This is a genomic window from Collinsella aerofaciens, from assembly GCF_028207065.1.
Lineage (GTDB): Bacteria > Actinomycetota > Coriobacteriia > Coriobacteriales > Coriobacteriaceae > Collinsella > Collinsella aerofaciens_AR.
On sequence record NZ_JAQLFP010000013.1, the window covers coordinates 1 to 22,811 of the forward strand.

General features: G+C 58.3%; 17 protein-coding genes. 9 read left to right on the forward strand and 8 right to left on the reverse strand.

Features of this window, described 5'->3' with window-relative positions:
* Positions 1-208: 208 nt before the first annotated feature.
* The 6 genes from PMX72_RS05100 to PMX72_RS05125 all read right to left on the reverse strand — a co-directional run bounded on the left by PMX72_RS05100 (position 209) and on the right by PMX72_RS05125 (position 6,508).
* The gene (locus PMX72_RS05100; RefSeq protein ID WP_199407859.1) at positions 209-922 is read right to left on the reverse strand and encodes an ABC transporter ATP-binding protein; all 714 of its coding nucleotides are present in this window, start codon (positions 920-922) and stop codon (positions 209-211) included.
* The gene (locus PMX72_RS05105; protein WP_089573307.1) at positions 923-1,783 is read right to left on the reverse strand and encodes an ABC transporter ATP-binding protein; all 861 of its coding nucleotides are present in this window, start codon (positions 1,781-1,783) and stop codon (positions 923-925) included.
* Positions 1,773-2,852, reverse strand: a complete 1,080-nt coding sequence (locus PMX72_RS05110; protein WP_118405310.1) for a branched-chain amino acid ABC transporter permease — start codon at positions 2,850-2,852, stop codon at positions 1,773-1,775. The genes PMX72_RS05105 and PMX72_RS05110 overlap by 11 nt, the downstream gene beginning before the upstream one ends.
* 9 nt (positions 2,853-2,861) lie before the next feature.
* Entirely contained in the window at positions 2,862-3,743 is an 882-nt protein-coding gene (locus PMX72_RS05115) for a branched-chain amino acid ABC transporter permease (protein ID WP_148346424.1), read from the reverse strand.
* 139 nt (positions 3,744-3,882) lie between these two features.
* Positions 3,883-5,070, reverse strand: coding sequence for an ABC transporter substrate-binding protein (locus tag PMX72_RS05120; RefSeq protein ID WP_271729307.1), 1,188 nt, complete (start codon positions 5,068-5,070; stop codon positions 3,883-3,885).
* A gap of 271 nt (positions 5,071-5,341) precedes the next feature.
* On the reverse strand, positions 5,342-6,508 hold the full coding sequence (locus PMX72_RS05125) for an ABC transporter substrate-binding protein (protein ID WP_271729308.1): 1,167 nt from the start codon (positions 6,506-6,508) through the stop codon (positions 5,342-5,344).
* A 251-nt stretch (positions 6,509-6,759) separates the two neighbouring features.
* Between PMX72_RS05125 and PMX72_RS05130 the strand changes: the two genes are divergently transcribed.
* The 7 genes from PMX72_RS05130 to PMX72_RS05160 all read left to right on the forward strand — a co-directional run bounded on the left by PMX72_RS05130 (position 6,760) and on the right by PMX72_RS05160 (position 14,339).
* Positions 6,760-8,103, forward strand: a complete 1,344-nt coding sequence (locus PMX72_RS05130; protein WP_271729309.1) for a homoserine dehydrogenase — start codon at positions 6,760-6,762, stop codon at positions 8,101-8,103.
* 214 nt (positions 8,104-8,317) lie between these two features.
* On the forward strand, positions 8,318-9,067 hold the full coding sequence (locus PMX72_RS05135) for an SDR family NAD(P)-dependent oxidoreductase (protein WP_271729310.1): 750 nt from the start codon (positions 8,318-8,320) through the stop codon (positions 9,065-9,067).
* Positions 9,068-9,469: 402 nt separating this feature from the next.
* Complete coding sequence (locus PMX72_RS05140) at positions 9,470-10,402, forward strand: FHA domain-containing protein (RefSeq protein WP_271729311.1); 933 nt, start codon at positions 9,470-9,472, stop codon at positions 10,400-10,402.
* Between the two features lie 19 nt (positions 10,403-10,421).
* Positions 10,422-11,528, forward strand: a complete 1,107-nt coding sequence (locus PMX72_RS05145) for an SPFH domain-containing protein (protein WP_117774286.1) — start codon at positions 10,422-10,424, stop codon at positions 11,526-11,528.
* Positions 11,528-12,202 carry a hypothetical protein gene (locus PMX72_RS05150; RefSeq protein WP_117840154.1) on the forward strand — a complete coding sequence of 225 codons (675 nt, stop codon included), beginning with the start codon at positions 11,528-11,530 and terminating at the stop codon, positions 12,200-12,202. Before PMX72_RS05145 ends, PMX72_RS05150 begins: the two co-directional genes overlap by 1 nt.
* Entirely contained in the window at positions 12,202-12,861 is a 660-nt protein-coding gene (locus PMX72_RS05155; protein WP_117774097.1) for a TIR domain-containing protein, read from the forward strand. The genes PMX72_RS05150 and PMX72_RS05155 overlap by 1 nt, the downstream gene beginning before the upstream one ends.
* On the forward strand, positions 12,858-14,339 hold the full coding sequence (locus PMX72_RS05160) for a hypothetical protein (RefSeq protein WP_271729312.1): 1,482 nt from the start codon (positions 12,858-12,860) through the stop codon (positions 14,337-14,339). Before PMX72_RS05155 ends, PMX72_RS05160 begins: the two co-directional genes overlap by 4 nt.
* Positions 14,340-14,466: 127 nt before the next feature.
* Here the strand turns inward: PMX72_RS05160 and PMX72_RS05165 are convergent, their stop codons facing one another.
* Positions 14,467-15,708: a Fic family protein gene (locus tag PMX72_RS05165; protein ID WP_117774095.1), complete on the reverse strand. Its 1,242-nt coding sequence runs from the start codon at positions 15,706-15,708 to the stop codon at positions 14,467-14,469.
* A 420-nt stretch (positions 15,709-16,128) separates the two neighbouring features.
* Positions 16,129-17,691: a cation:proton antiporter domain-containing protein gene (locus PMX72_RS05170; RefSeq protein ID WP_006234446.1), complete on the reverse strand. Its 1,563-nt coding sequence runs from the start codon at positions 17,689-17,691 to the stop codon at positions 16,129-16,131.
* Between the two features lie 184 nt (positions 17,692-17,875).
* Here PMX72_RS05170 and PMX72_RS05175 point away from each other — a divergent pair, with 184 nt between their 5' ends.
* Both PMX72_RS05175 and PMX72_RS05180 read left to right on the forward strand, forming a co-directional pair.
* On the forward strand, positions 17,876-21,622 hold the full coding sequence (locus PMX72_RS05175; RefSeq protein ID WP_271729313.1) for a phosphoribosylformylglycinamidine synthase: 3,747 nt from the start codon (positions 17,876-17,878) through the stop codon (positions 21,620-21,622).
* Between the two features lie 99 nt (positions 21,623-21,721).
* Positions 21,722-22,657, forward strand: coding sequence for a DMT family transporter (locus PMX72_RS05180; protein WP_271729314.1), 936 nt, complete (start codon positions 21,722-21,724; stop codon positions 22,655-22,657).
* Positions 22,658-22,811 lie beyond the last annotated feature (154 nt).

The window sequence follows — 22,811 nt, forward strand, 5'->3', positions numbered from 1 at the left end:
GACCGATTGCAAGCGGTCGGCGGGGCCATTGTGGCTCTTGACAGCGGATTGGGTCATATGAGCGAAAACCCGCCAGAGCGAGCAAGGTGCCTTGAAACGAGGCGGCATTGACCTTCTGGTCATGCCGCCGAAGTTGAAAGGCAGATTGCCGCTCTGGCGGGCTTGCAGCGTCGAGCCGTTACGCGGTTTGGTAAAACCGCGTAACTAGTTAGCCGCCCAGGTAAGCCTTGCGGACGTTGTCGTCGTGCAGGAGCTCTTGGCCGGTGCCGGTCATGGTGATCTTGCCGGTCTCGAGCACGTAGCCGCGCGTGGCGATTGAAAGCGCCATCTGGGCGTTCTGCTCGACCAGAAGCACCGTGGTACCGGCCTTGTGCAGGTCCTCGACAATCTGGAAGATCTGCTCAATCAGAATCGGCGCCAGACCCATGGAAGGCTCATCGAGCATGAGCAGCTTGGGGTTGCTCATAAGGGCGCGCCCCATAACGAGCATCTGCTGTTCGCCGCCCGAAAGGGTGCCGGCGACCTGGCGACGGCGCTCCTTAAGGCGCGGGAACTGCTCGTAGACGCGCTCAAGGCCCGGAGCCACCGTGGACTTGGGCTGCGTGTAGGCGCCCATCTCCAGGTTCTCCTCGACCGTCATCTGCAAAAAGGCGCGACGGCCCTCGGGAACCTGGGCCAGGCCCTTGCCCACCAGTTTATCGGCAGGCGTATGGGTAATGTCCTCGCCCATAAACTTGATGGAGCCGGTCTTGGAACGCAGCAGGCCCGAGATGGTTTTAAGCGTCGTGGACTTACCGGCGCCGTTCGCGCCGATCAGGGCCACGATCTCGCCCTCGTTGACGTTAAAGGAGATGTCCTTGATGGCGTGGATAGCGCCGTACCAGACGTTGATGTTGTAGACGGAAAGCATCGGCTCTGCCATTTAGTTCTCCCCCTTATCCTGCTTGCCCAGATATGCCTCAATTACGGCATCGTTGTTCTGGATCTCCTCGGCCGTGCCCTTGGCGATGACCTTACCAAAGTTGAGCACGCAGATGCCCTCGCAGATGTTCATGACGAGCGACATATCATGCTCGATAAGCATAATGGCGATGCCAAAGGTGTCGCGGATCTTGACGATGTTCTCCATGAGCTCCGCGGTCTCGGACGGGTTCATGCCGGCGGCAGGCTCGTCGAGCAGCAGCAGTTTGGGGTTGGTGGCAAGCGCGCGGACGATCTCCAGACGACGCTGGGCGCCGTAAGGCAGCGAGCCGGCCTGCTCGTTTGCCAGGTGCTCCATATCAAAAATGGACAGCAGCTCCATGGCGCGCTCGTGGGCGGCCTTCTCGTGCTTCCAATACGTCGGCAGGCGCAGCACGCCCTCAAAGCCGGAGTAGCGCTCCTGGTTGTGCAGACCGACCTTGACGTTGTCCTCCACCGTCATGGTGTTGAACAGGCGAATGTTCTGGAAGGTGCGGGCAATACCCATGCGGTTGACCTGATAGACCGACTTGCCCGAGGTGTCCTCACCGTCGAGCAGGATGGTACCGTGCGTGGGCTGGTACACCTTGGTGAGCAGGTTGAAGACCGTGGTCTTACCGGCACCGTTGGGACCGATCAGACCGGCGATCTCGGTCTTACCGATGGTCAGGCTAAAGTCGTCGACTGCCTTAAGGCCGCCAAATTCAATGCCCAAGTGGATGCACTCGAGCGCCGGGCGCTGGCCCAGGTCGCGGTCGGGAACGATGGCGCCAGAAGGATACGGGACCATCTTGCCCTTGTTGAACTCAAATTTACTGGGCATCGGCTGCCACCTCCTTCTTGGAAGCAAAGCGGTCCTTAATGCGTGCGAAGAACGCCTTGAGCTGCGGGTTGTTGGTAAAGATCATGACCAGGATCAGCACGATGGCGTAGATGAGCATGCGGTAGTCCGAGAACTGACGGAGCAGCTCGGGAAGCACCGTGAGCAACGCCGCCGCGATGACGGAGCCGCGCATATTGCCCAGACCGCCCAGGACCACGAACACCAGGATGAGGATGGACGTGTTGAAGTCGAACTTGGTAGCGGAAAGCTGCGAGAAGTTACCGCCGAAGAGGGCTCCGGCAGCGCCGGCGAGAGCGGCGGAAACCACGAAGGCGATCATGCGGTACTCGGTGACAGAGATGCCCACGGACTCGGCAGCGATCTTGTTGTCGCGCACGGCCATAATGGCACGGCCGGTACGGCTGCGAACCAGGTTGAGCACGATCACGAGTGCGACCATAACCAGGATGGCACCGGCGAGGAAGGTCGAGTACGTCGACACGCCCGAGGCGCCCTGGGCGCCCTTGATGATGGCGGTGCCGTCCTCGAGCAGGTGCAGGTCGTCGATCGTAGAGTTGCCCGTGATGTTAAAAATCACGTGCAGGCCGCGGGAGTCGACGCCCACAATGAGGCAGGTAACGATCTCTTTGATGATCTCGCCAAAAGCCAGGGTCACGATGGCCAGATAGTCGCCGCTCAGGCGCAGGACCGGGATACCGATCAAGAAGCCCAAGATGGCAGCGGCGATAGCGCCGACCACAATGCTGATGATCAGGCGCACCGGATCGGAGGGAACGGCGCTCTCAAGGGCGACCGCGGTGACGATGCCCGTGTAGGCACCGACACTCATAAAGCCCGCATGGCCCAGCGACAGGTCGCCCGCGATGCCGACGACGAGGTTGAGGGAAATGGCCATGACGATGTAGGCCGTAATGGGAACCAACTGGCCGGCGATCATGCGCGGGATCATATGGTTGGACTGCATAAAGAACACGATGGCAAATGCCACAAGGCACATGGCGTACGTGACAAAGTCGTGACGCGTCTGCTTGTCTTTAAGAAACTTCATAACGCTCACCTACACCTTCTCGGGGACGTACTTGCCCAAGAGGCCGGCAGGCTTGACGAGCAGGACGATGATCAAAACACCAAAGACGATGGAGTTGGCAAGGCTCGTGGAAATGTAAGCCTGTGCCATCGCCTCGATGATGCCGATGAGAATGCCACCGACAAAGGCACCGGGGATGGAGCCGATACCGCCGAAGACGGCGGCGTCGAAGGCCTTGATGCCAGGCATGGCGCCCGTGGTGGGCTGCAGGACCGGCGAGTAGGAGCACAGGAGCACACCGGCGATGGCGGCAAGGGCGGAGCCGATGGCAAACGTCATCGAAATGGTGCGGTTGACGTTGATGCCCATGAGCTGAGCGGCGGCCTTGTCCTCGGACACGGCGCGCATGGCCTTGCCCATCTTGGTCTTACCTGTAAAGAACATCAGACCGGCCATGATAACCAGGCAGGCGACGATGGTGACGAGCGAGACGGCACTCACGTTGAACTTGGCCAAGAACTCCGGCACCGGGAGGGTGACGAGCGAAGTGAAGTTCTTGGGCGTGGCGCCCCACAGAAGCTGCGCGGCGTTCTGCAGGAAGTAGGACACGCCGATGGCCGTGATCAGAACGGCCAGCGGGCCCGCCTGACGCAGCGGCTTGTATGCCAGGCCCTCGATGAGAACACCGAGAACGGTACAGACCACACAAGAGAGAATTACAGATGCCCAGCCCGGGAGGCCGAGATACGACGTGGCACAGAACGAGACATAGGCACCGACCATGATGACGTCGCCGTGAGCGAAGTTCAGCATCTTGGCGATACCGTAGACCATGGTGTAGCCCAACGCGATGATGGCGTAGACGCTGCCCATGGACAGGCCGTTGACCAGGTATTGGATAAAGACCGTCATGTTCCACATCCCCCTTTCGAATAGGTTTCCAGTTAATGTATGAAACAGGGACGTTACACTGTCCCTAGATACCAAGCAAGCAGGGAAGGCCAAAACCTCCCCTGCTTGGGATCAAAACCGCTCAATGTAAGGCGGTCTATTAGGCCTGTACGTACTTGCCGTCGGTGATAACGTACGCCGTGGGGTCCTTCTGGACCTGGCCCTTATCGTTCCAGGTGAGCTTGCCGGTCAGACCGTCAACGGTAATCTTGAGCATAGCCTTGGGCAGCTTCTCGGCGACCTCGGTCGGGTCGGCGTCGACACCAAGACCGGCCTCCTTGAGGACCTCGGCCACCGCGTGCACGCCGTCGTAAGCGTCGGCGGCAAACTGGTCCGGAGTCTCGCCATACTTATCCTTGTAAGCTTTGACGAAGTCGGCGTTCTTCTCATCGTCGGCGGAGAACGGGGTCATGAGCAGCAGACCCTCGGCAAGAGAGGTGTCGAAGCCCTCAACGCCCAGGATGCCGTCCATGCCGTCGCAGCCCATCATCTTGACGTCGTAGCCCATGTCCTTGGCATTCTTGAGCAGGACGGACGCCGGCGTGTAGTAGATCGGCGCAAAGATCATGGTGGCGCCGGCCTGCTTGGCCTTGGTCAGCTGGTTGGTAAAGCTCGTGGCAGAGTCGTCCTTAAAGGTCTCCTCGTCAACAATCTCGAGCTTAGACTCAGCGGCCTGGGCCTTAAAGGAATCTGCGATACCCGAAGAATAGGCGTCGCCGGAGTTATAGAACAGTACGAACTTCTCGTCCGCATACTTCTGCGCCAGGAACTTGGCAGCGTTGACGCCCTGGTTGGGGTCGGTAAAGCAAACCTGGAAGACGCAATCCTTGCCGTCGGTGACGTCCTCGGAGGACGCGGACGGAGTGATCATGAACGTCTTGGGGTCGTTACCGCACTCTGCGGCAACGGCAACCGACGCACCCGTGGTGGTCGGGCCGACAAGGGCCTGCATGCCCCAGTCGAGCAGGGTATTAAAGGCGTTGACGGCCTTCTCGCCGTCGGCCTGGTCGTCCTCGGCCTTGCTGGCAAGCGGCAGCTCCTTGGTGGAGAAGTCCTTGCAGCCAAGCTCGACGCCCTGGGTAACGGACTTGCCGTAGGACGCGGCGGCACCGGTCAGCGGGCCGATGGTGCCGATCTTAAACGAAGCGTCGCCCGAAGCGGAACCGCTGTCGCCGCCGTTGGAGGAGCAGCCAGCTAGAATGGACATCGCCCCCAGACCTGCTGCGCTCGCGATAACGCTCCTGCGATTCATAACAGGGTTCAATGACTTACCGGTGAGGCTCGACATGCGGCTCTCCTCTCAAATCTCGTCGGGTTTTGGTTACCCGACAGGCCATCCTTCGCCGTGTTCGGCGTTCGCAAAATAGTAGACGCTTTAGTTGAGAAAAGTGGCGATTATTTCAACTTTTCTTTTGTTTTGTCCGTTTATCCATAGTTATGCGTATTTCTATTGGTTTATGCAGTTTAGCCACTTTATTGTGTAAAAGTAATGTTTCCATTCTGTTGCAAGCGTCCCTGCCCTGATTAAAACGGCCTCACCGGTAGCGCTTTATGCGCACTTAGGCGGCGATGTACTTGCCGTCCTGGATCACATAGGCTGTAGCGGGCTTCTCGACTTGGCCCTCGTCGTTCCACGTGAGCTCGCCCGTCAGACCCTCGATCTTGATCTTGCGCATGGCCTTGGCAAGATCGCCGGCAATGTCGGCGCCGTCGGCCGTAATGTCGATGTTTGCCTTATCGATAGCCTCGACAATCGCATGGACGCAGTCATAGGCATCGGCGGCAAACTGGTTGGGCGTCTCGTCGTAGGCGTCCTTATATGCCTTGACGAAGTCGGCGTTCTTCTCATCGTCGGCAGAGAACGGGGTCATGAGCAGCACGCCCTCGGCAAGAGAGGTGTCGAAGCCCTCGACGGAGAGCAGGCCGTCCATGCCGTCGGTACCCATGAGGGTCATGTCGTATCCCATGTCCTTGGCGTTCTTGAGCAAAACGGACGCCGGCGTGTAGTAGATCGGCGCAAAGATGAGCGTGACGCCGGCCTCCTTGGCCTTGGTGAGCTGGTTGGTAAAGCTCGTGGAAGAGTCGTCCTTAAAGGTCTCGGTATCGACGATATCAAGTTTGGACTCCTTGGCCTGCTCGGCAAAGGCATCGGCAACACCCGAGCTGTACGTATCGCCGGAGTTGTAGAACAGGGCGATCTTGGCGTCTGCATACTTCTCGGCCAAAAACTTGGCAGCACTCGCGCCCATGGTGGGGTCGGTAAAGCAAACCTGGAAAACCGTGGTCTTGTCCTTGGTGACGTCGAGGGACGAAGCAGAGGGCGTGACCATGAGCATATCGTCGGCGATCTCGCCCGAGACAGCGACGGCGGCACCAGTCGTGACGGGGCCGACGAGCGCCTGCATGCCCCAGTCGCACAGGGTATTGAAGGCGTTGATAGCCTTCTCGCCGTCGGCGACGTCATCCTCGGACTTAAGCGAGAGTTTGAGGTCCTTGGTCGAGAAATCCTTGGCGGCAAGCTTGGCACCCTTCTCGGCCGAAACGCCATAGGTTGCCGCGGCGCCGGTCAGAGGGCCGATGACACCGATCTTGAAGGTCTTGCCGTCATCGGCGGTGCCGCCGTCCGAGCCACCCGACGAGCAACCAGCGAGTGCGGCGGTGCTGCCGAGCGCCGCAGCGCCGGCGAGAAAGTTCCTACGGCTGAGCGTGCTGTTGATGTTGAACATGGTGTCCCCCTTTTTCGCTGGCCGCGGTGCGGCCGTCTTGCGGTACAGGGCAAACCTTATGGCGCAAACGTTGACAGTTTGTTACGGGAGTCCGTTTGTAGCGAGCGTGTTTCCAATGTTTCCGCAGCGTTTCGGGGGTGCCGTTTTGTGCGGCTCCTGTTGCCTGGCGAGCACGCGCCCCCGGTTCACGCTAGAATGCACTCAACCTTTAAGCGGTTTATCCATCCATAAGATGCACGAAGGAGTTATCTATGAGCGAACCCCTGCGCACCGTGAACGTCGGTCTGATCGGTCTGGGAACCGTCGGCGGCGGCGTGGCCCGTCTGATCAAGAGCCACCACGATGAGTACCTGGCAGCCTACGGCATCGACCTTAAGCTGACCCGCGCCTGCGCGCTTGCTTGGGAGCAGGCCGAGGCGGCAGGCATTGAGCGCGAGGCCTTTACGAGCGACTGGCACGATGTCGTCACCGACCCCGCCGTCGACATCGTCGTCGAGCTGATTGGCGGCGAGCATCCCGCAACCGAGATCTTCACCACTGCCTTCGAGAACGGCAAGCATGTCGTCTCCGCCAACAAGGCCCTGCTGGGCCGCCATGTCGAGACGCTTGCCGAGAAGGCGCGTGCGTGCGGCGTGCAGATTAAGTGCGAGGCCAGCTGCGGTGGCGGCATCCCCATTGTCAGCACACTCGAGCACGACCTGGTGGGTAACAAGATCCTGACCATCGCCGGCATCCTCAACGGCACCACCAACTACATCCTGTCGCGCATGGACGCCGAGGGCGCCGATTACGCTGACGCGCTCGCCGACGCACAGGCCAAGGGCTATGCCGAGGCCGACCCGTCCGCCGACGTCGACGGCTTCGATGCCGCCAGCAAGACGGCCATCCTCGCCTCCATCGGCTTTGGCACCCGCGTTACCACCGATGATGTGTACCAGCAGGGTATCCGCACCATCGGCGCCGAGGACATCGCCCAGGCCCGCGAGCTCGGCTACACCATCAAGCTGCTCGGCATCGCCCGCAACACCGACGCTGGCGTCGACGTTCGCGTGCATCCCACGCTGATCCCCGCAGACCATATGCTCGCCAAGGTCAACGGCGCCATGAACGCCGTCTACGTGGTAGGCGACGCCGTGGGCGAGACCATGTTCTACGGCGCGGGCGCAGGCTCCTTCCCCACCGCGAGCGCCGTCGTGGGCGATATCCTGTCGCTCTCCGAGCAGATCAGCCGCGGCGTGGCTCCGCTGCCCGAGATTGAGCCCTATGGCCACAACCTCACCTTTAAGCCCATGGACGAGCTCCAGACCAAGTACTATGTGCGCCTGAAAGTCGCCGACCGCGTGGGCGCCCTGTCCGAGACGGTCGACATCTTTGCCAAGCACAACATCTCGATCTCGCTCATCAACCAGGTCGAGGACGGCAAATCGGGCGTCAGCGATGCCTGCTCGGTCATCTTCCTGACGCACCGCGCGCTCGAGAAGGACGTCCAGGCTGCCGCCGCCGAGCTTGCCGGCGTCGACTGCGTGGCCGAGGTCGCCAACGTCCTGCGCATCGAGGACGTTGAGGCTTGGACCGAAGGCGTCATGGCGAACTAGTCCAACGCTCGCCTAGCAATACGCGCCTTGAGGGCTCCCGTCCGATGTGGGACGGGAGCCCTTTTGTCACCTGCCCTAAGCACAACGGCAAAGCATATTTGCGCGAGCCGCTCATCGGTAACGCGGGCTACCGTTCACCGATATGCAAACGCGGCCGATTCCGACTACCGCTACGCTGTGCTGCGAATGTCCGCCCGCGATGAGAGGAAGCACCATGTTGCTCGAGGGCAAGAAAGCAATCATCACCGGAGGCACACGCGGTATCGGCTATGCCATCGCCTGCCGTTTTATCGAGGAAGGCGCTGCCGTCACCGTCTTTGGCTCGCGCCAGGAGACTGCCGACACGGCCGTTGAGAAGCTGGCAGCCGCCTATCCCGACGCCAAGGTCTGGGGTCGCTCCTGCGATCTCACCTCGCTCGAGGCCGTGACTGAGGCCTTTACGCAGACTGCAGCCGACATGGGCGGCTTGGACACGGTCGTCAACAATGCCGGAATCTCCCAGCGTTCACCCCTCTTGGACTACACGGCCGAGGAGTTCGCAAAGGTCATGGACCTTAACGTCGTCGCCGTCTTTAATGGCCACCAGGCTGCCGCCAAGATCATGACCGAGGCCGGCCACGGCGGCACCATCACTACCACAAGCTCGATGGTCGCCAAGTACGGCCAGCCCTCCGGCGTCGGTTACCCCACGTCCAAGTTTGCCGTCAACGGTATGGTCCAGTCGCTCTCGCGCGAGCTCGCTCCCATGGGCATCCGCGTCAACGCCGTCGCCCCCGGCGTGACTAAGACCGACATGGTCGCCAACCTGCCCGAAGAGGTCATCAAGCCCATCATCGCCACCATTCCGCTGGGTCGCATGGGCGAGCCCGAGGATGTCGCCAACGCCTTTGTTTTCCTGGCGAGCGACATGTCCTCCTATGTCACGGGCGCCGTGCTCCCCGTCGACGGAGCCGCCCGCTCCTAAGGAGCCACAAGCTTTGGCTTCAAGCTTCAACATAGCTCAACCAAAAAGGCGCGCCGTCTGAATCAACTGCAGACAGCGCGCCTTCTCCTGTTATGAAAGGGAAACTATGTCCCAGTATTTCGGATCAGAACGGGGCACGGTTTCCCCCAGGACCTCCTTGCGGAAACTGCATCCCACTCTGAGCGCCCATTCCGGGACACAGCTTCCCGAAGGGCGGCTGAGTCGTGCCATCCTAATCAAAACGCGACCGCATAGCGCCCCTAAGATAACCAGTTCTCATGCTGGAGCAAACGCATCAGGTGGCGTGACCGCTCACCGACATGCAATTTGTTGCACAGTAAAATCGGCTAGTGGCACCCTTATCCTTTATTTAGCGAATAAGTTCAAGGAAGGGAGAATGTCATGCCAAGACGGCAAACACCGCTCGAGGTCATGTTCTCCCTGTTCAAGACTTCATTTACCCTGAGCCATCGCGCATTTGCCGAACTGTTACTATCCGATCTGCCGTTAACAAATGGACAGCCTACCGCCCAAATGGCACAGGACACCAGCTGGCTTTCGCGCACGATTGTGCACTCGCAGCCGGGCTCCCTAGAAGATCGCTACTTTGCCGACTGGTCCTGCGCATCGAATCAAATCCTGCACAAGCTACGGGAAAAAGGGTATTCGAACGCCGACATCTATACCATGATTGCGGCAGCGACTGACACGATGGCTCAAGCGCTCGGTGCCTGTGGGCGTAATGGGCTCCTTTACCGGAACGCCGCCTCGCGCCTCGTCAGCAGCCAGCCAGACAAAGATGACAGGGCTCTTATCTCAATCACGCTCGTTGTTTCGACCGCCTGTTGGTGCGATCCGGCCCGTGCTATCGCGTACATCAGGGACCGCTTTGAATTCACAGAGAACGTCAGGTCGTTTACCCCCTCAAGTATTTCTTTCTGTCCATGCGATTTAAAACAAACGGGCACCGAACGTGCGATCGGCCTTATCAGGATCGACAACGAACTCGTCGTCGGGGGCCCTTATGTCATTGAGCCTTCTGCCATGGGCTCCATCATCGGAGCGCTCGCACTCGAAGACGGCGCTGTCACCGATGTTGGGCTGGATGTCTCCGCCAAGCATCTCCGCATCTTCGCCGAGAACAATGCTTGGTACGCACAAGACCTCGGTTCGACCAACGGCACGCATCTGATTCGAACAGCCGATAACAGCGAACTCGACATCAGCTCCGGCGCACCCGCCCAGCTGTACCCCGGCGACATCCTGCGCCTGGGTCTCAGCACTTCTTTTGCCGTCGTAGCAACGGCGGCTATCTTAGCAAATCCACATCACTAACCATGGAAGCAGGAGGACTATGAGCATCACGGATGTCATCAAATATGAGGGCAATAACCAAACTTTTATCTGGAAACACCCCTCAGAAGACTTCAATACGGGCTCGCAACTCATTGTTCACGAGACCCAAGAAGCAATTTTCTTCCTTAATGGACAGGCCCTGGATTCGTTTGGACCAGGCAGGCATGAACTTGAGACTCAAAATCTACCGTTACTGAACGGCATTTCGAAGATAACGACCGGTGGTGTCAGCCCGTTTCACTCAGAAGTCTACTTTGTTAACCTCATCGAGCAGATGGGCATACGCTGGGGAACCAATTCCAAGATTCAGTTCATGGAACCGACTTATGGATTTCCGCTCTCGCTCGGGGCGTCCGGAGAGATGGCTCTTGCTGTAAAAGAGCCCCGCAGGCTCCTTCTCAAGCTTGTTGGAACCGAAGCTTTGCTCTCCCAGGACAAGCTGATCAGCTATTTCAAAGCTTTCCTGCAAACTCGAGTAAAAACTCATCTGGCACAAGTAATTACCGAACAAAAACTCTCCATTTTCGAACTTGATGCACACCTTGAAGAGTTATCCGACTCGCTTAAGAACAAGCTGCTTCCCGACTTTGCCGCATACGGCCTCTCATTAACGCAAATGCTGGTCACCGCCATCGTCAAACCCGAAGGTGATCCGGTATACGAGAAGTTTAAGGACCTCCATTTCAAGCAATATGCCGACGTACGCGAAGCACAGATAAAACAACAGGTCAGCATTATCGAACAAGAAACTGCGGCGCAGCGCACCGTAATCTCCGCAAAAGCGCGCGCAGAAAAACGGCAAATCGAAGGCTATACCTATCAACAGGAACGCAGCTTCGATGTTGCCGAAAAGATGGCCCAAAACGAAGCGACTGGCGAATACGCAAACATGGGAATTGGTCTGGGCGTAATGGCCGGTGTCGGCGGGACCATGGGGTCAGTTATGACCGATGCACTCTCACAAGCCACCGGCACGTCCGCGACGCAGCCCATCCCTGCGGATACCAATTCGCAGCAAAGTGCTGCAAAGTTCTGTTCCGAATGTGGATATCGCTTCTCTGGAACCGAGAAGTTCTGTCCCGAGTGCGGAGCACGGAGGTCATAATGAAGAACACACAGGCATATATTGCAGCAATCCCCGTAGCCCTCTTCATAGCTATCGAAAGCGTGACAATACTTTTATTTGGACCCTCAACCACTTTTTGGATTGAGAGCGCATTCTCTTTGGTCATGCTCGCCCTGGTGGTTTCAACCTTGTTATTTGGACCCCAAAAGAATCTTAAGATATTTGGTATCTCAAAGATACTTGTTATTGGCGTATCGTTTGCAGTCCAATTGTTGCTAGGCATACTAGGGTCCGCGTTAAAAACAGAGGCGCTTCCAGCAATTCCAATTCTCAGTTTTCTGCTAGCAAGCGCTGCGACAGCCACGCTCTTCGCAACAGGCGCTTCCGAATCTCACGCATCTACCATTGAAAACCAAATTTCAAGCAAATCGCAATCCATGCAGAACCTTGAACTTCAGCTAAGACTGCTTCTAGATGAATCACCTTCAGAGTTGCGCGCATCAATGACCAGCTTCTTGGAAACTTCAAGCCTTGCCGACCCCGCCAGTTGTGAAGCAAGCGCTCAAGTTGAAGACGAAATATCGAGCGCACTTCGTGATCTATCGCAATCAATCGAATCAAACGATATCGAAGGCGCGAACTCGAAAATATTGCGCATGACTTCATTGATAAGGCAAAGAGCAGCACTGGTTAAAGCAAGCAAGGACAGCTAATGATCGATAAGGATAAATTAATCTCGCTTCTTATTTCAAAAGAAATTCCAGTAAAAACGACCCGGAGATACAAAACTATTGGCTATCGAATAAAGCTCGAGAGTGGAACAGCCGTATATGTCTACGACAGCGGCGGCTTCTTTTGTCAAGGAAATAACGCTGATCAGGTCCGAAAAGCCATCGAAGATGAAATCATTGATGAACCAAACAACAAAGTTTTCGTTGTTTACGGCCACGATAAAACCGCACGAAACCAACTCCAACGTCTTCTCGAAGAGTTAAATCTCGAGCCTATTTTTCTCGATAATCAGCCTATAGGGGGCCGAACAGTAATCGAACAACTAATGGAATACATCCCTTGCGCTAATTTCGGGATAGTACTTATGACCCCGGACGATATAGGCTATCCAAAGAATAAACAGGATCGACCGCAGCCAAGAGCTCGCCAGAACGTAGTTTTGGAGCTTGGGATGCTACTGATGAAATTCGGCAGGTCTAGGACCGCGATCCTTCTCAAAGAAGCCGACCCACCAATAGAAAAACCGTCCGATATAAACGGCATCTTATATCTCCCTTACAAGGAAGACGTTTTTGAGATAAAGCAGAAACTAATACGGGAAATGAACAGCAAGGGGTATGAAATGGAGCAATCGAAATGAAAGCGCTACAATGCGAGCTCTGCGGTAGCACAGAGATTATCAAGGATGGAGACTTTTTCGTCTGTCAAAGCTGTGGAATGAAATATACGCTTGAAACCGCAAAGAAAATGATGGTCGAAGGTGTTGTCCAAGTCGAAGGCACAGTGAAAACAGACCGCACTGAAGATGTCGATCGATATCTCGCCTTGGCCAGAACCGCTCAAAAAGCCGGTAACAACGCTGATGCTGAGAAATATGCCTCCATGGCCCTCGAGATTGATCTTAAGAACGCCGAGGCATGGTCAATAAAGGCAAAAGCGATAGACTGGCAGCTCACGTTTGACAACGATCGCTTGTCGGAATCAAATGCAGCATGCATTAATATGCTAAAGCAGCTAAATCGAGCCCCATCAGATTTTGATGAGATAAACACCGCGCTAAACATAGCGATAGGTTTCATTGAGCATTTGCGAGCTATCGCAAACTCTGAGATAGACTATTTCTGCCAGGAACTTGCAAATCTACCGAATGCGAAGAATCTAGAGTTAATTCAATCGGGGCTCATTCGTCACCTACAGTCGCGTGAACTCCAATGGAAAAATATAGAGGCCGTGTGCGAATTACAAACGGCTGCCGTAAAGAGGCTCAGCAAAGAGCAGGGGGAGAGTGCCAAGATACCCGAGAATATCGAAGATCTCCTCGGCGCCCTTACCGAAGACCTTTCCGGTCTTGCAGCGCGCAACATTTCATCAATGTATTACAATGCTGCAATCACGATCCTAAAGTCTGCGGTCAACGGCTGCTCCACATGGTCGGAACGGTGGAACAAGGTCCGTGTATTTGATTACTACGCGACAGATGATTTCGACTATGACAACGAAAAAGAAGCTTTTGATCTATGCATAGATGCGTACGATAGTTGCATAAAAGCGGCTCGCTTAGCTATCGACCTCTTTGACAATAAAGTCACTAAACAAGGTACTGCCACAGACGAGATGCTCTTAAGATGCTGGGGCATATTGTGCAGTCTCGAGGAGCTATGTATCAAAGTTCGAACAAATCGCCGATACTACGGATACTACGGACACTCCAGCGAACAAATAACAAACGACGGCTTTTTCCTTAGCGATGAGGCAAAGCAGCTTCGGAGAGAACAGTTAGAAAAGGACATGGCAAAGCGTGACGAATACGACCCCGAGAAGAAGAAGGAACGTGAGCGCGCTGAAAAAGAAGCAGAGCTCCAAGCCAAATATTGGTTAGATAATCCTGTTAAAAAGTCGCAAAAACAAGCGCTCGAAGATGAATTTGACCGTTTGGGGAACGAACTTCGAGAGCTTAAGAGCAGACGTTCTTTCTTCAGTCCATTCGAATTCAAAGCGAAACGAGAATGTGACACAAAAATAGAACAGGCCCGCGCGCGCAGGCGGGAAATCAAAGACTCTTTGAAGGCCTTAGACGATGAACTCATGGCGTACGTGTCGAACGAAATTGAATCATAGCTTTCACCGCTTGCCGCAACAGTCCATTGGCGACCTCAAAGGCGCCTCAATGGGATAAGAGCGATTTCACACCATGGAGGAATGGCGGGCAAACGCTCGGAGTGTTCATTTGTCTGATAACCGATGTTCACTCTAGCCCGAGCAGATTAAGTCCCGCCACCGTCATCTTGCACACGAGCGGCCTTGCGGACACCTTTTCTAAATATCCGGCAGCGATTAGGCTCGACAATGACCTACTCGCTGTCGGCTTTGTCACATCGAGATAGCCCGACACACCATCAAGCGTAGATTCACCAAAGGCACCGAAGATATGCATCTGTGCCGCATAAAACAGAATATCTTTTGCCCTTTCGGTAAACGTATCGTCGAGTTCATCGATCGCCCGCTTGAGATCATCGAGTTGTACGCGCTTTTCGGCCAAATCGCTCAGAACGGCATCTTGCGCTTGCTCGACCAAATCAAGCATCATTGCAACAAACGGAGTAGCCTCGCTACCGTTAAGGGGCCTCTCCACCACGTCAAACGCCTTGTAATATGCGGTTTTATTCTCAGCAATCGTCCTAGAGAGCGACAACACCGTAGGCTGCGACAACGTCTCGTTCAGGCTCAACGCGAGAAGATACCTCCCCGTTCTCCCGTTACCGTCATAGAAGGGGTGAATATACTCAAAGAGAAAATGGCAGATTGAGGCTGCATAGAGGCTTGGGACATCTTCGCGATTGCCCAACTCTATCATCTTGCCAAGGAGGTCAATGATTTCGGGCTCCGAGGAAACACCCTGATGGAGAATCTTGCCCCGACTGTTCTCAATCACAACGGGACCCAAACGGAACATCTTGCCATCCGGACGGTCCTTCGGGTCAAGCACGCCCTTAGTGACGGCATCGAAAATCTCGCGAATATCCTCGGGTTTGCCGGGACGACTTGAACCATCCACCAGCTGAAGGTAGAGGCGAGCGAATTCAATAAAAGGAGTGTGCTCCTTTTCGGCGGCACCGCAAAGTTCGGCCGCAGCATCCTCCGCAGACTCCAGCGCCGCTTCAATCTGGCGCCGCGTGCTGTGCACACCCTCCATCTCGTTGCTGAAAACAACCTCCTCAAGCACCAGCGAACGAATCGAGGCCCCCAAAGCCACATAAGGCAAGCTGTTCCACAGGTTGGAAATCTTTCGCTCTTTTCTGAGGATCCGCTCGCTAGCAACGGACAGGTTCAAAGGAACACAAGCGAACAGTTCACCATGCTCAAGGTGAATTCCAGTCCGCACCGTGCCGTCGGCAGTAAGGCGCTCGCGCAGCAGCTCGTCATGGCAAGCATAACGATCGGAGCTTGGATCTGCATAAAAGAGTTTTTCGAGCGTCTTGTACGCCATCGCTTCATCGCTCCTTTGAAATCAAATAGCTTAATCGTCTTTCATTATTTCGAATATATCCGATATTTGCAATTAAGACTCAAGAAATGCATTGTCTAATTTCAGAATTTGAAGTATTGGGAATTAAGGGTTCTTTTTTACATAGCGAGCTAATTTCAAACCTCAGCAGAGCTTTATGCAAGAAGGTGCGCTGTCTGCATCAACCGCAGGCAGCGCACCTCCTTCTATTCGAAAAGGAAACTGCGTCCCATAATTCCGGCTCAGAATGGGATGCGCTTTCCCTAACGAGCCTCTCGCGGAAACTGCATCCCACTCTGAGCGCCCATTCCGGGACACAGCTTCCCAACGGCCCCCGTTTCGGAAACCACATCCCGTTCCGAGCCTTCAAAGCGGGACGCGGCTTCCCCGAGAAAGTATCGACTACTTACCGTCGTCGTCTTCGGCTTCTTCGCGCGCATAGAGCTCCAGCATGCGGCGGCGGTATTCGCGCACAGCGAGCTTGGCGCGCTCCAGGCGGCGGCGCTCACGCGGAGTCAGCTCGGACGGGTCGACCTCGTCTCCATAGGTCTTATCGGCAAGCAGGTGCGCCGCGTCCACGATGCGGGCATCGATGTGGCCGCTCGCTGCCTCGGCGGAAAGACGCTCGGCAATCGTATCGAGCGTAGGCAGGCCCTCGAATACGCGACCATGGCCATGCGAAGTCAGTAGCTCATGCTCGCGCGCGAGCAAGCTCGCTAGGTCGTGGTGGGCGCGCAAGATGTCGAGCGCATCGGATGGATGCTCGGCAACCTCTGCCACGGCGGCGACCGGTGCGGCATCCACCACGCGGTAGAAGAGCTGCGCGAGCAATGGCATCAAGAACACCGTGATGGCACCGGCGGCAACCATGACCGACGCAATATCTTGCGACAGCGCGCCCGCGTTGACGGCAACGCTCGTAACGGCAACGATGATCGGCAGCGCCGTGGTGCAGTACAGGGCCACGGTAATGCGACCATACGCCGACACATCGCGCGTCGCAGGACAAATGCTCATGGAAATAAGAATGGGCACGGCACGAATAATCAACAACGCCACGATAAAGCCCACGAGCAGACCCGGGCGCGACGCCACGGCCGTCAGATCGATCTTTGCGCCCGATACGGTAAAGAACACCGGAATCAAAAAACCGTAGGCCAGACCGTCGAGCTTGGTCTCGAGCGTATGGTTGCCCTCGGGGATGATATAGCGCAGGACAAAGCCGGCGGCAAAAGAACCCAACACGATGTCGAGATCAAAGACAGCCGAGAACGCCACGAGCGTGACCAGGATGAGCACCGTCAGGCGCACGAAGGTCTGCGACGTGGTATCGGCGCGCTCCTCAACAAATGCAAAGAAGCGGCTGCCGACGCGCTTGGAGCGGCTCGGGACCACGGCCAGCAACACGCAAACCACCGCAAACAAGCCAAGGATAACGAGCGTTTGGATGCCAGTGCGGGCAGACAACAGCACCGACATGGCGAGCACGGGACCGAGCTCGCCCCAAGTGCCATACGCGAGAATCGAGTCGCCCACGCGCGTGCCGGTGAGCGAGCGCTCACGCATGATGGGCACAAGCGTACCGAGCGCCGTCGAAGTGAGGGCAAGCGTCACGGCGATACCGTCGAAATGACTGACTGAGAACCACGGGGTAAAGCGCACGGCAAGCCAGGCGATACCAAACGTGACGACCCACGTCGCCAAGCCGTAGCGCCCCTCGACGCCCGTGATGCTCTTGGGGTCGATCTCAAAGCCGGCAAGCAGGAACAAAAAGGCCAGGCCCAGCTCGGACACAAGCGAGACCTCAGCATCTACATGGATGACGCCGAGCATATGGGGTCCCAGTACCGCGCCGAGCACGAGCAAAAAGACCGTCTCGGGAACGGGTTTTCCGGGAATCGCCGAGGCGATAAAAGGACTCGCAAAGGCCACGAGTGCGATGATGGCGAGCGAAACGAATGCCATGTGATGCCTTTCTCTTGTTTGCGCTTCACTGTAGCACCCTCGCCGTCCTCAACGCGCCGCGAGCTGTCGTATCATAGTGAGGTTTACAAACATGTGGCTCAAGGCGACCGCAGGGCAGACCCCGCAAACCGACCGCTGCCGCATACCGTACCGTACGCCCAACCGATCAGGAAGGCAGGAACCAATGGTCTCTCGTATCTACGTGGAGAAGAAACCCGGGTTCGACGTCGAGGCTCAGCAGCTCAAGGGCGAGCTGACCGAAATTCTCGGCATCAAGGGCATCGAGGCCCTGAGGATTATCAACCGCTACGACGTCGAGGGCATCGACAAGGAGCTTTTCCGGTCCTGCGTGCCGACCGTCTTTAGCGAGCCCCAGGTCGATGTGACCTACGACGAGCTCCCCGCAAGCGATGGCGCCGTCTTTGCCGTCGAATTCCTGCCTGGCCAGTTTGACCAGCGCGCCGACTCCGCCAGCGAGTGCGTGCAGCTCATCAGCCAGGGCGAGCGCCCCGCCGTGCGCTCCGCCAAGGTCTATATGATCTCGGGCGCTCTGGACGAGGCCGCCATTGATGCCATCAAGCACTACGTGGTGAACCCCGTCGAGGCGCGCATCGCCTCGCTCGACCTGCCCGAGACGCTGTACATGGAGACCCCCGAGCCCCAGCCCGTCGAGGTGCTCGACGGTTTCCGCGAGCTCGACGAAGCCGGCCTTGCCGCCTTTATTTCCGAGCGCGGCCTTGCCATGGACGAGGCGGACATCGCCTTCTGCCAGCAGTACTTCCGCGATGAGGATCGCGACCCCACCATCACCGAGATCCGCGTGATCGACACCTACTGGTCCGATCACTGCCGCCACACCACCTTCGGCACCGTCCTGGACGACGTGACGATCGACGACGCCGTGGTGCAACAGGCCTTCGACCGCTACATGGAGATGCGCCACGAACTCGGTCGCGACACCAAGCCCGTCTGCCTCATGGACATGGGCACCATCGGCGCCAAGTACCTCAAGAAGACCGGCGTCATGACCGATGTCGACGAGTCCGAGGAGATCAACGCCTGCACCGTCAAGGTGAAGGTCGATGTCGACGGCGAGGACCAGGACTGGCTGTTCCTCTTTAAGAACGAGACCCACAACCACCCGACCGAGATCGAGCCCTTCGGCGGTGCCGCCACCTGCGTGGGCGGTGCCATCCGCGACCCGCTGTCGGGCCGCAGCTACGTGTACCAGGCCATGCGTGTCACCGGCGCCGGCGACCCCACCGTCCCCGTGTCCGAGACGCTCGAGGGCAAGCTGCCGCAGCGTAAGCTCGTGACCACTGCTGCCGCCGGCTACTCCAGCTACGGCAACCAGATCGGCCTTGCCACCGGTCAGGTCAACGAACTCTATCACCCCGGCTACGTCGCCAAGCGCATGGAGGTCGGCGCCGTCGTGGGCGCTACCCCGGCAAACCACGTGCGTCGCGAGTGCCCCGCCCCCACCGACAAGATCATCCTGTTGGGCGGCCGCACCGGCCGTGACGGCATCGGCGGTGCCACCGGCTCCTCCAAGACCCAGAACACCGAGTCCATCGAGACATCGGGCGCCGAGGTCCAGAAGGGCAACGCCCCGGTCGAGCGCAAGCTGCAGCGCCTGTTCCGCCGCGGCGATGCCTGCCGTCTGATCAAGCGCTGCAACGACTTTGGCGCCGGCGGTGTCTCGGTCGCTGTAGGCGAGCTTGCCGACGGCCTGTATGTCGACCTTGATACCGTGACCAAGAAGTACGACGGTCTTGACGGCACCGAGCTCGCCATCTCTGAATCCCAGGAGCGCATGGCCTGCGCCGTCGCCGACGGTGACGTCGAGGAGTTCATGGGCTACGCCGCCGAGGAGAACCTGGAGGCGACCGTTATCGCCGAGGTTACCGCCGAGCCGCGCATGCGCATGGCCTGGAACGGCGTCGCCATCGTCGATCTGTCCCGCGAGTTCCTCAACTCCAACGGTGCGCCCAAGCACCAGGTCGCCCACGTCTGCGCCCGCAGTGTGTGGCAGCCCAGCTGGGCCGGTACCACGCTCGCCGAGCGCATGACCTCGCTCGTCACCGACCTCAACGTCGCTTCCAACAAGGGCCTTTCCGAGCGCTTCGACTCCACCATCGGCGCCGCGACCGTGCTCATGCCCTTTGGCGGCAAGACGCAGCTCACCCCGAGCTCGGCCATGGTCGCCAAGTTCCCCGTGGACGGCGAGACCACCACAGCGAGTGCCATGGCATGGGGCTTCAACCCCTATTTGATGGAGGCCGACCAGTTTGCGGGCGCCTACCTGTCCGTGGTCGAGTCCATCGCCAAGCTCGTTGCCGCCGGCTTTGAGCACAAGCGCGCCTACCTCTCCTTCCAGGAGTACTTCGAGCGCCTGCGCACCGAAGCAGAGCGCTGGGGCAAGCCCATGGCTGCCGTCCTGGGTGCCCTTATGGCTCAGGTCGACCTGGGTGCCGGTGCCATCGGCGGCAAGGACTCCATGAGCGGTTCGTTTGAGGACGAGACCGGCGAGCTCAACGTTCCGCCGACCCTGATCAGCTTCGCCGTCGCCGTGGGCAAGGCCGCCCGCGCCGTCTCGCCCGAGTTCAAGGGCCTCACGCACCGCGTCGTCCGCATCGCCCCCGCCACCTACGGCGAGGATTACCGCCCCGACGCCCAGCAGCTGCTCGCCGCGTTTGACGCCGTCGAGGCGCTCACCGCCAACGGCAACGCCCTGGCCATCTCCACGCCCGGCTACGGCTGCGGCGCCGAGAGCCTCTTTAAAATGTGCGTCGGCAACCAGATCGGTATCGAGCTTGCCGAGGATGTGGACGTGGAGAGCCTCTTCACCCCGCTCTACGGTAGCTTTATCGTCGAGCTCGCCGAGGATGCCGAGCTGCCCGAGGTCGCCGACGGCGTTGTCGTCGAGCCCCTGGGCACCACCGTCGAGGGCTATGTCATCGACACCGGCTCCGAGGTCATCGAGCTCGCCGAGCTCCAGGAGGCCTGGGAGAGCGGCATCGAGGGCGTCTTCGCCTACCGCAGCGCCGGCGAGACCCCCGAGGTCGAGACCATCGACTTCCGCGCCAAGGATATCCACGTGTACGGCGGCGCCAAGATCGCCCGCCCGCGCGTGATCATCCCCGTGTTCCCCGGCAACAACTGCGAGTACGACAGCGCCCGCGCCTTCCGTGCCGCCGGTGCCGAGGCCGACACCTTCGTGATCAACAACCTCACGCCCGAGGCCGTCGCCGAGAGCACCCGCGAGCTTGCCCGCCGCATCCGTGCAAGCCAGATCGTTATGATCCCCGGCGGCTTCTCGGGCGGCGACGAGCCCGACGGCTCTGCCAAGTTCATCACGGCGTTCTTCCGCGCTCCCGAGGTCACCGAGGCAGTCCGCGACCTGCTCAAGGCCCGCGATGGCCTGATGCTGGGCATCTGCAACGGCTTCCAGGCCCTGATCAAGCTCGGCCTGGTGCCCTACGGCGACATCGTCGACGCCACGCCCGATGCGCCCACGTTGACGTTCAACACCATCGGTCGCCACCAGAGCCGTCTGGTGCGCACCCGCATCTCGTCCAACTTGTCCCCGTGGCTGTCGCAGTGCAGCCTGGACGACCCCTACACCGTCGCCATCAGCCACGGCGAGGGCCGCTTTGTCGCCAATGACGAAGTGCTCGCCCAGCTGATCGCCAACGGCCAGGTCGCCACGCAGTACGTGGGCGAGAACGGCAAGCCCAGCATGGATCTCTCTGTCAACCCCAACGGCTCCGCACTCGCCATCGAGGGCATCACGAGCCCCGACGGCCGCGTCCTGGGCAAGATGGGCCATGCCGAGCGTCGCGGCGACAACCTGTACCGCAACGTGCCCGAGCATGTCCCCGGCGATAAGTTCATGCCGATCTTTGAGAGCGGCGTGGCCTACTTCGCTTAAACCTTTCCCATCGGGTACAATCCCCTCGGGTAACAACACCCGCCACCGACACATCCGGTGGCGGGTTCTTTTTTGCTTCGCGCATGCAGGAAGGACATCATGGAAAGCCGCAAGCCGTATCTCGCCACCCTGCCCGGACTCATCCTGGGTTGTCTTGTTTGCTGTGCACTCTGGGGATCGGCGTTTCCCTGCATCAAGATCGGCTACGCACTCTTTGGTATCCCGGCGCACGATAGCGCCTCGCAGCTGCTCTTTGCGGGCTTGCGCTTCACGCTTGCCGGCGCCCTGGTTATCGTTGGGATGAGTGCGGCCCAACGCCGCCCCCTCATTCCGCAGGCTCGCGACATCAAGCCCATCTTTGTCTTGTCGCTCTTCCAGACTATCGGGCAGTACTTCTTTTTCTATCTGGGCCTCTCGTGCGCCAGCGCCATGTCGAGCTCCATCATCGAGGCCAGCGCCAACTTCCTCGCAATCCTCTTTGCCGCCCTGGCATTTCACACCGAGAAGCTCAATACGGCCAAGGTGCTTGGCTGTGCGCTGGGCTTTGCCGGCGTCGCGCTCGTCAACCTCTCGGGCGCAGATGGCACCTTTGGCTTCAGGCTCGATGGCGAGGGCTTTATCCTAGCCTCCACTGTCGCGGGTGCTCTTTCGACCTGCCTGATCGGCATCTTCTCGCGCAAGCACGACGGCGTCTTGCTTGCCGGGTGGCAGTTCTTGGTCGGCGGCCTGGTCCTCACCGCCATCGGCTTTTTGATGGGTGGCGCGCTCTCCCCCACGGCGATTGTCCCCGCCATCGTGCTCATCATCTACATGGCGCTTATCTCCGCGGTCGCCTACTCGCTGTGGTCGCGCCTGCTTGCCGTCAACCCCGTCAGCCGCGTCTCGGTCTTTGGGTTTATGAACCCGGTCTTTGGCGTACTGCTGAGCGCACTGCTGCTTGGCGAGGGCGCCGGCACGAGCCCCGTTACTGTCATCGTTGCCCTGCTCTTGGTCTGCAGCGGCATCATCATCGTCAACAAACCCAAAAAAGCCTAGAGAGCTCACCTTTTTAGGGAGAGCCTTCACACACTTTAGCTTAATGGAATGCACTGGTTCTCGTTGATTTCGCACCGAGTCGCGGCGGCAGACGCCCGTCTTGCCGCACCGCGCCTGGGCATTATGACCGGTGGCCCCCACAAACGCAAAAGGG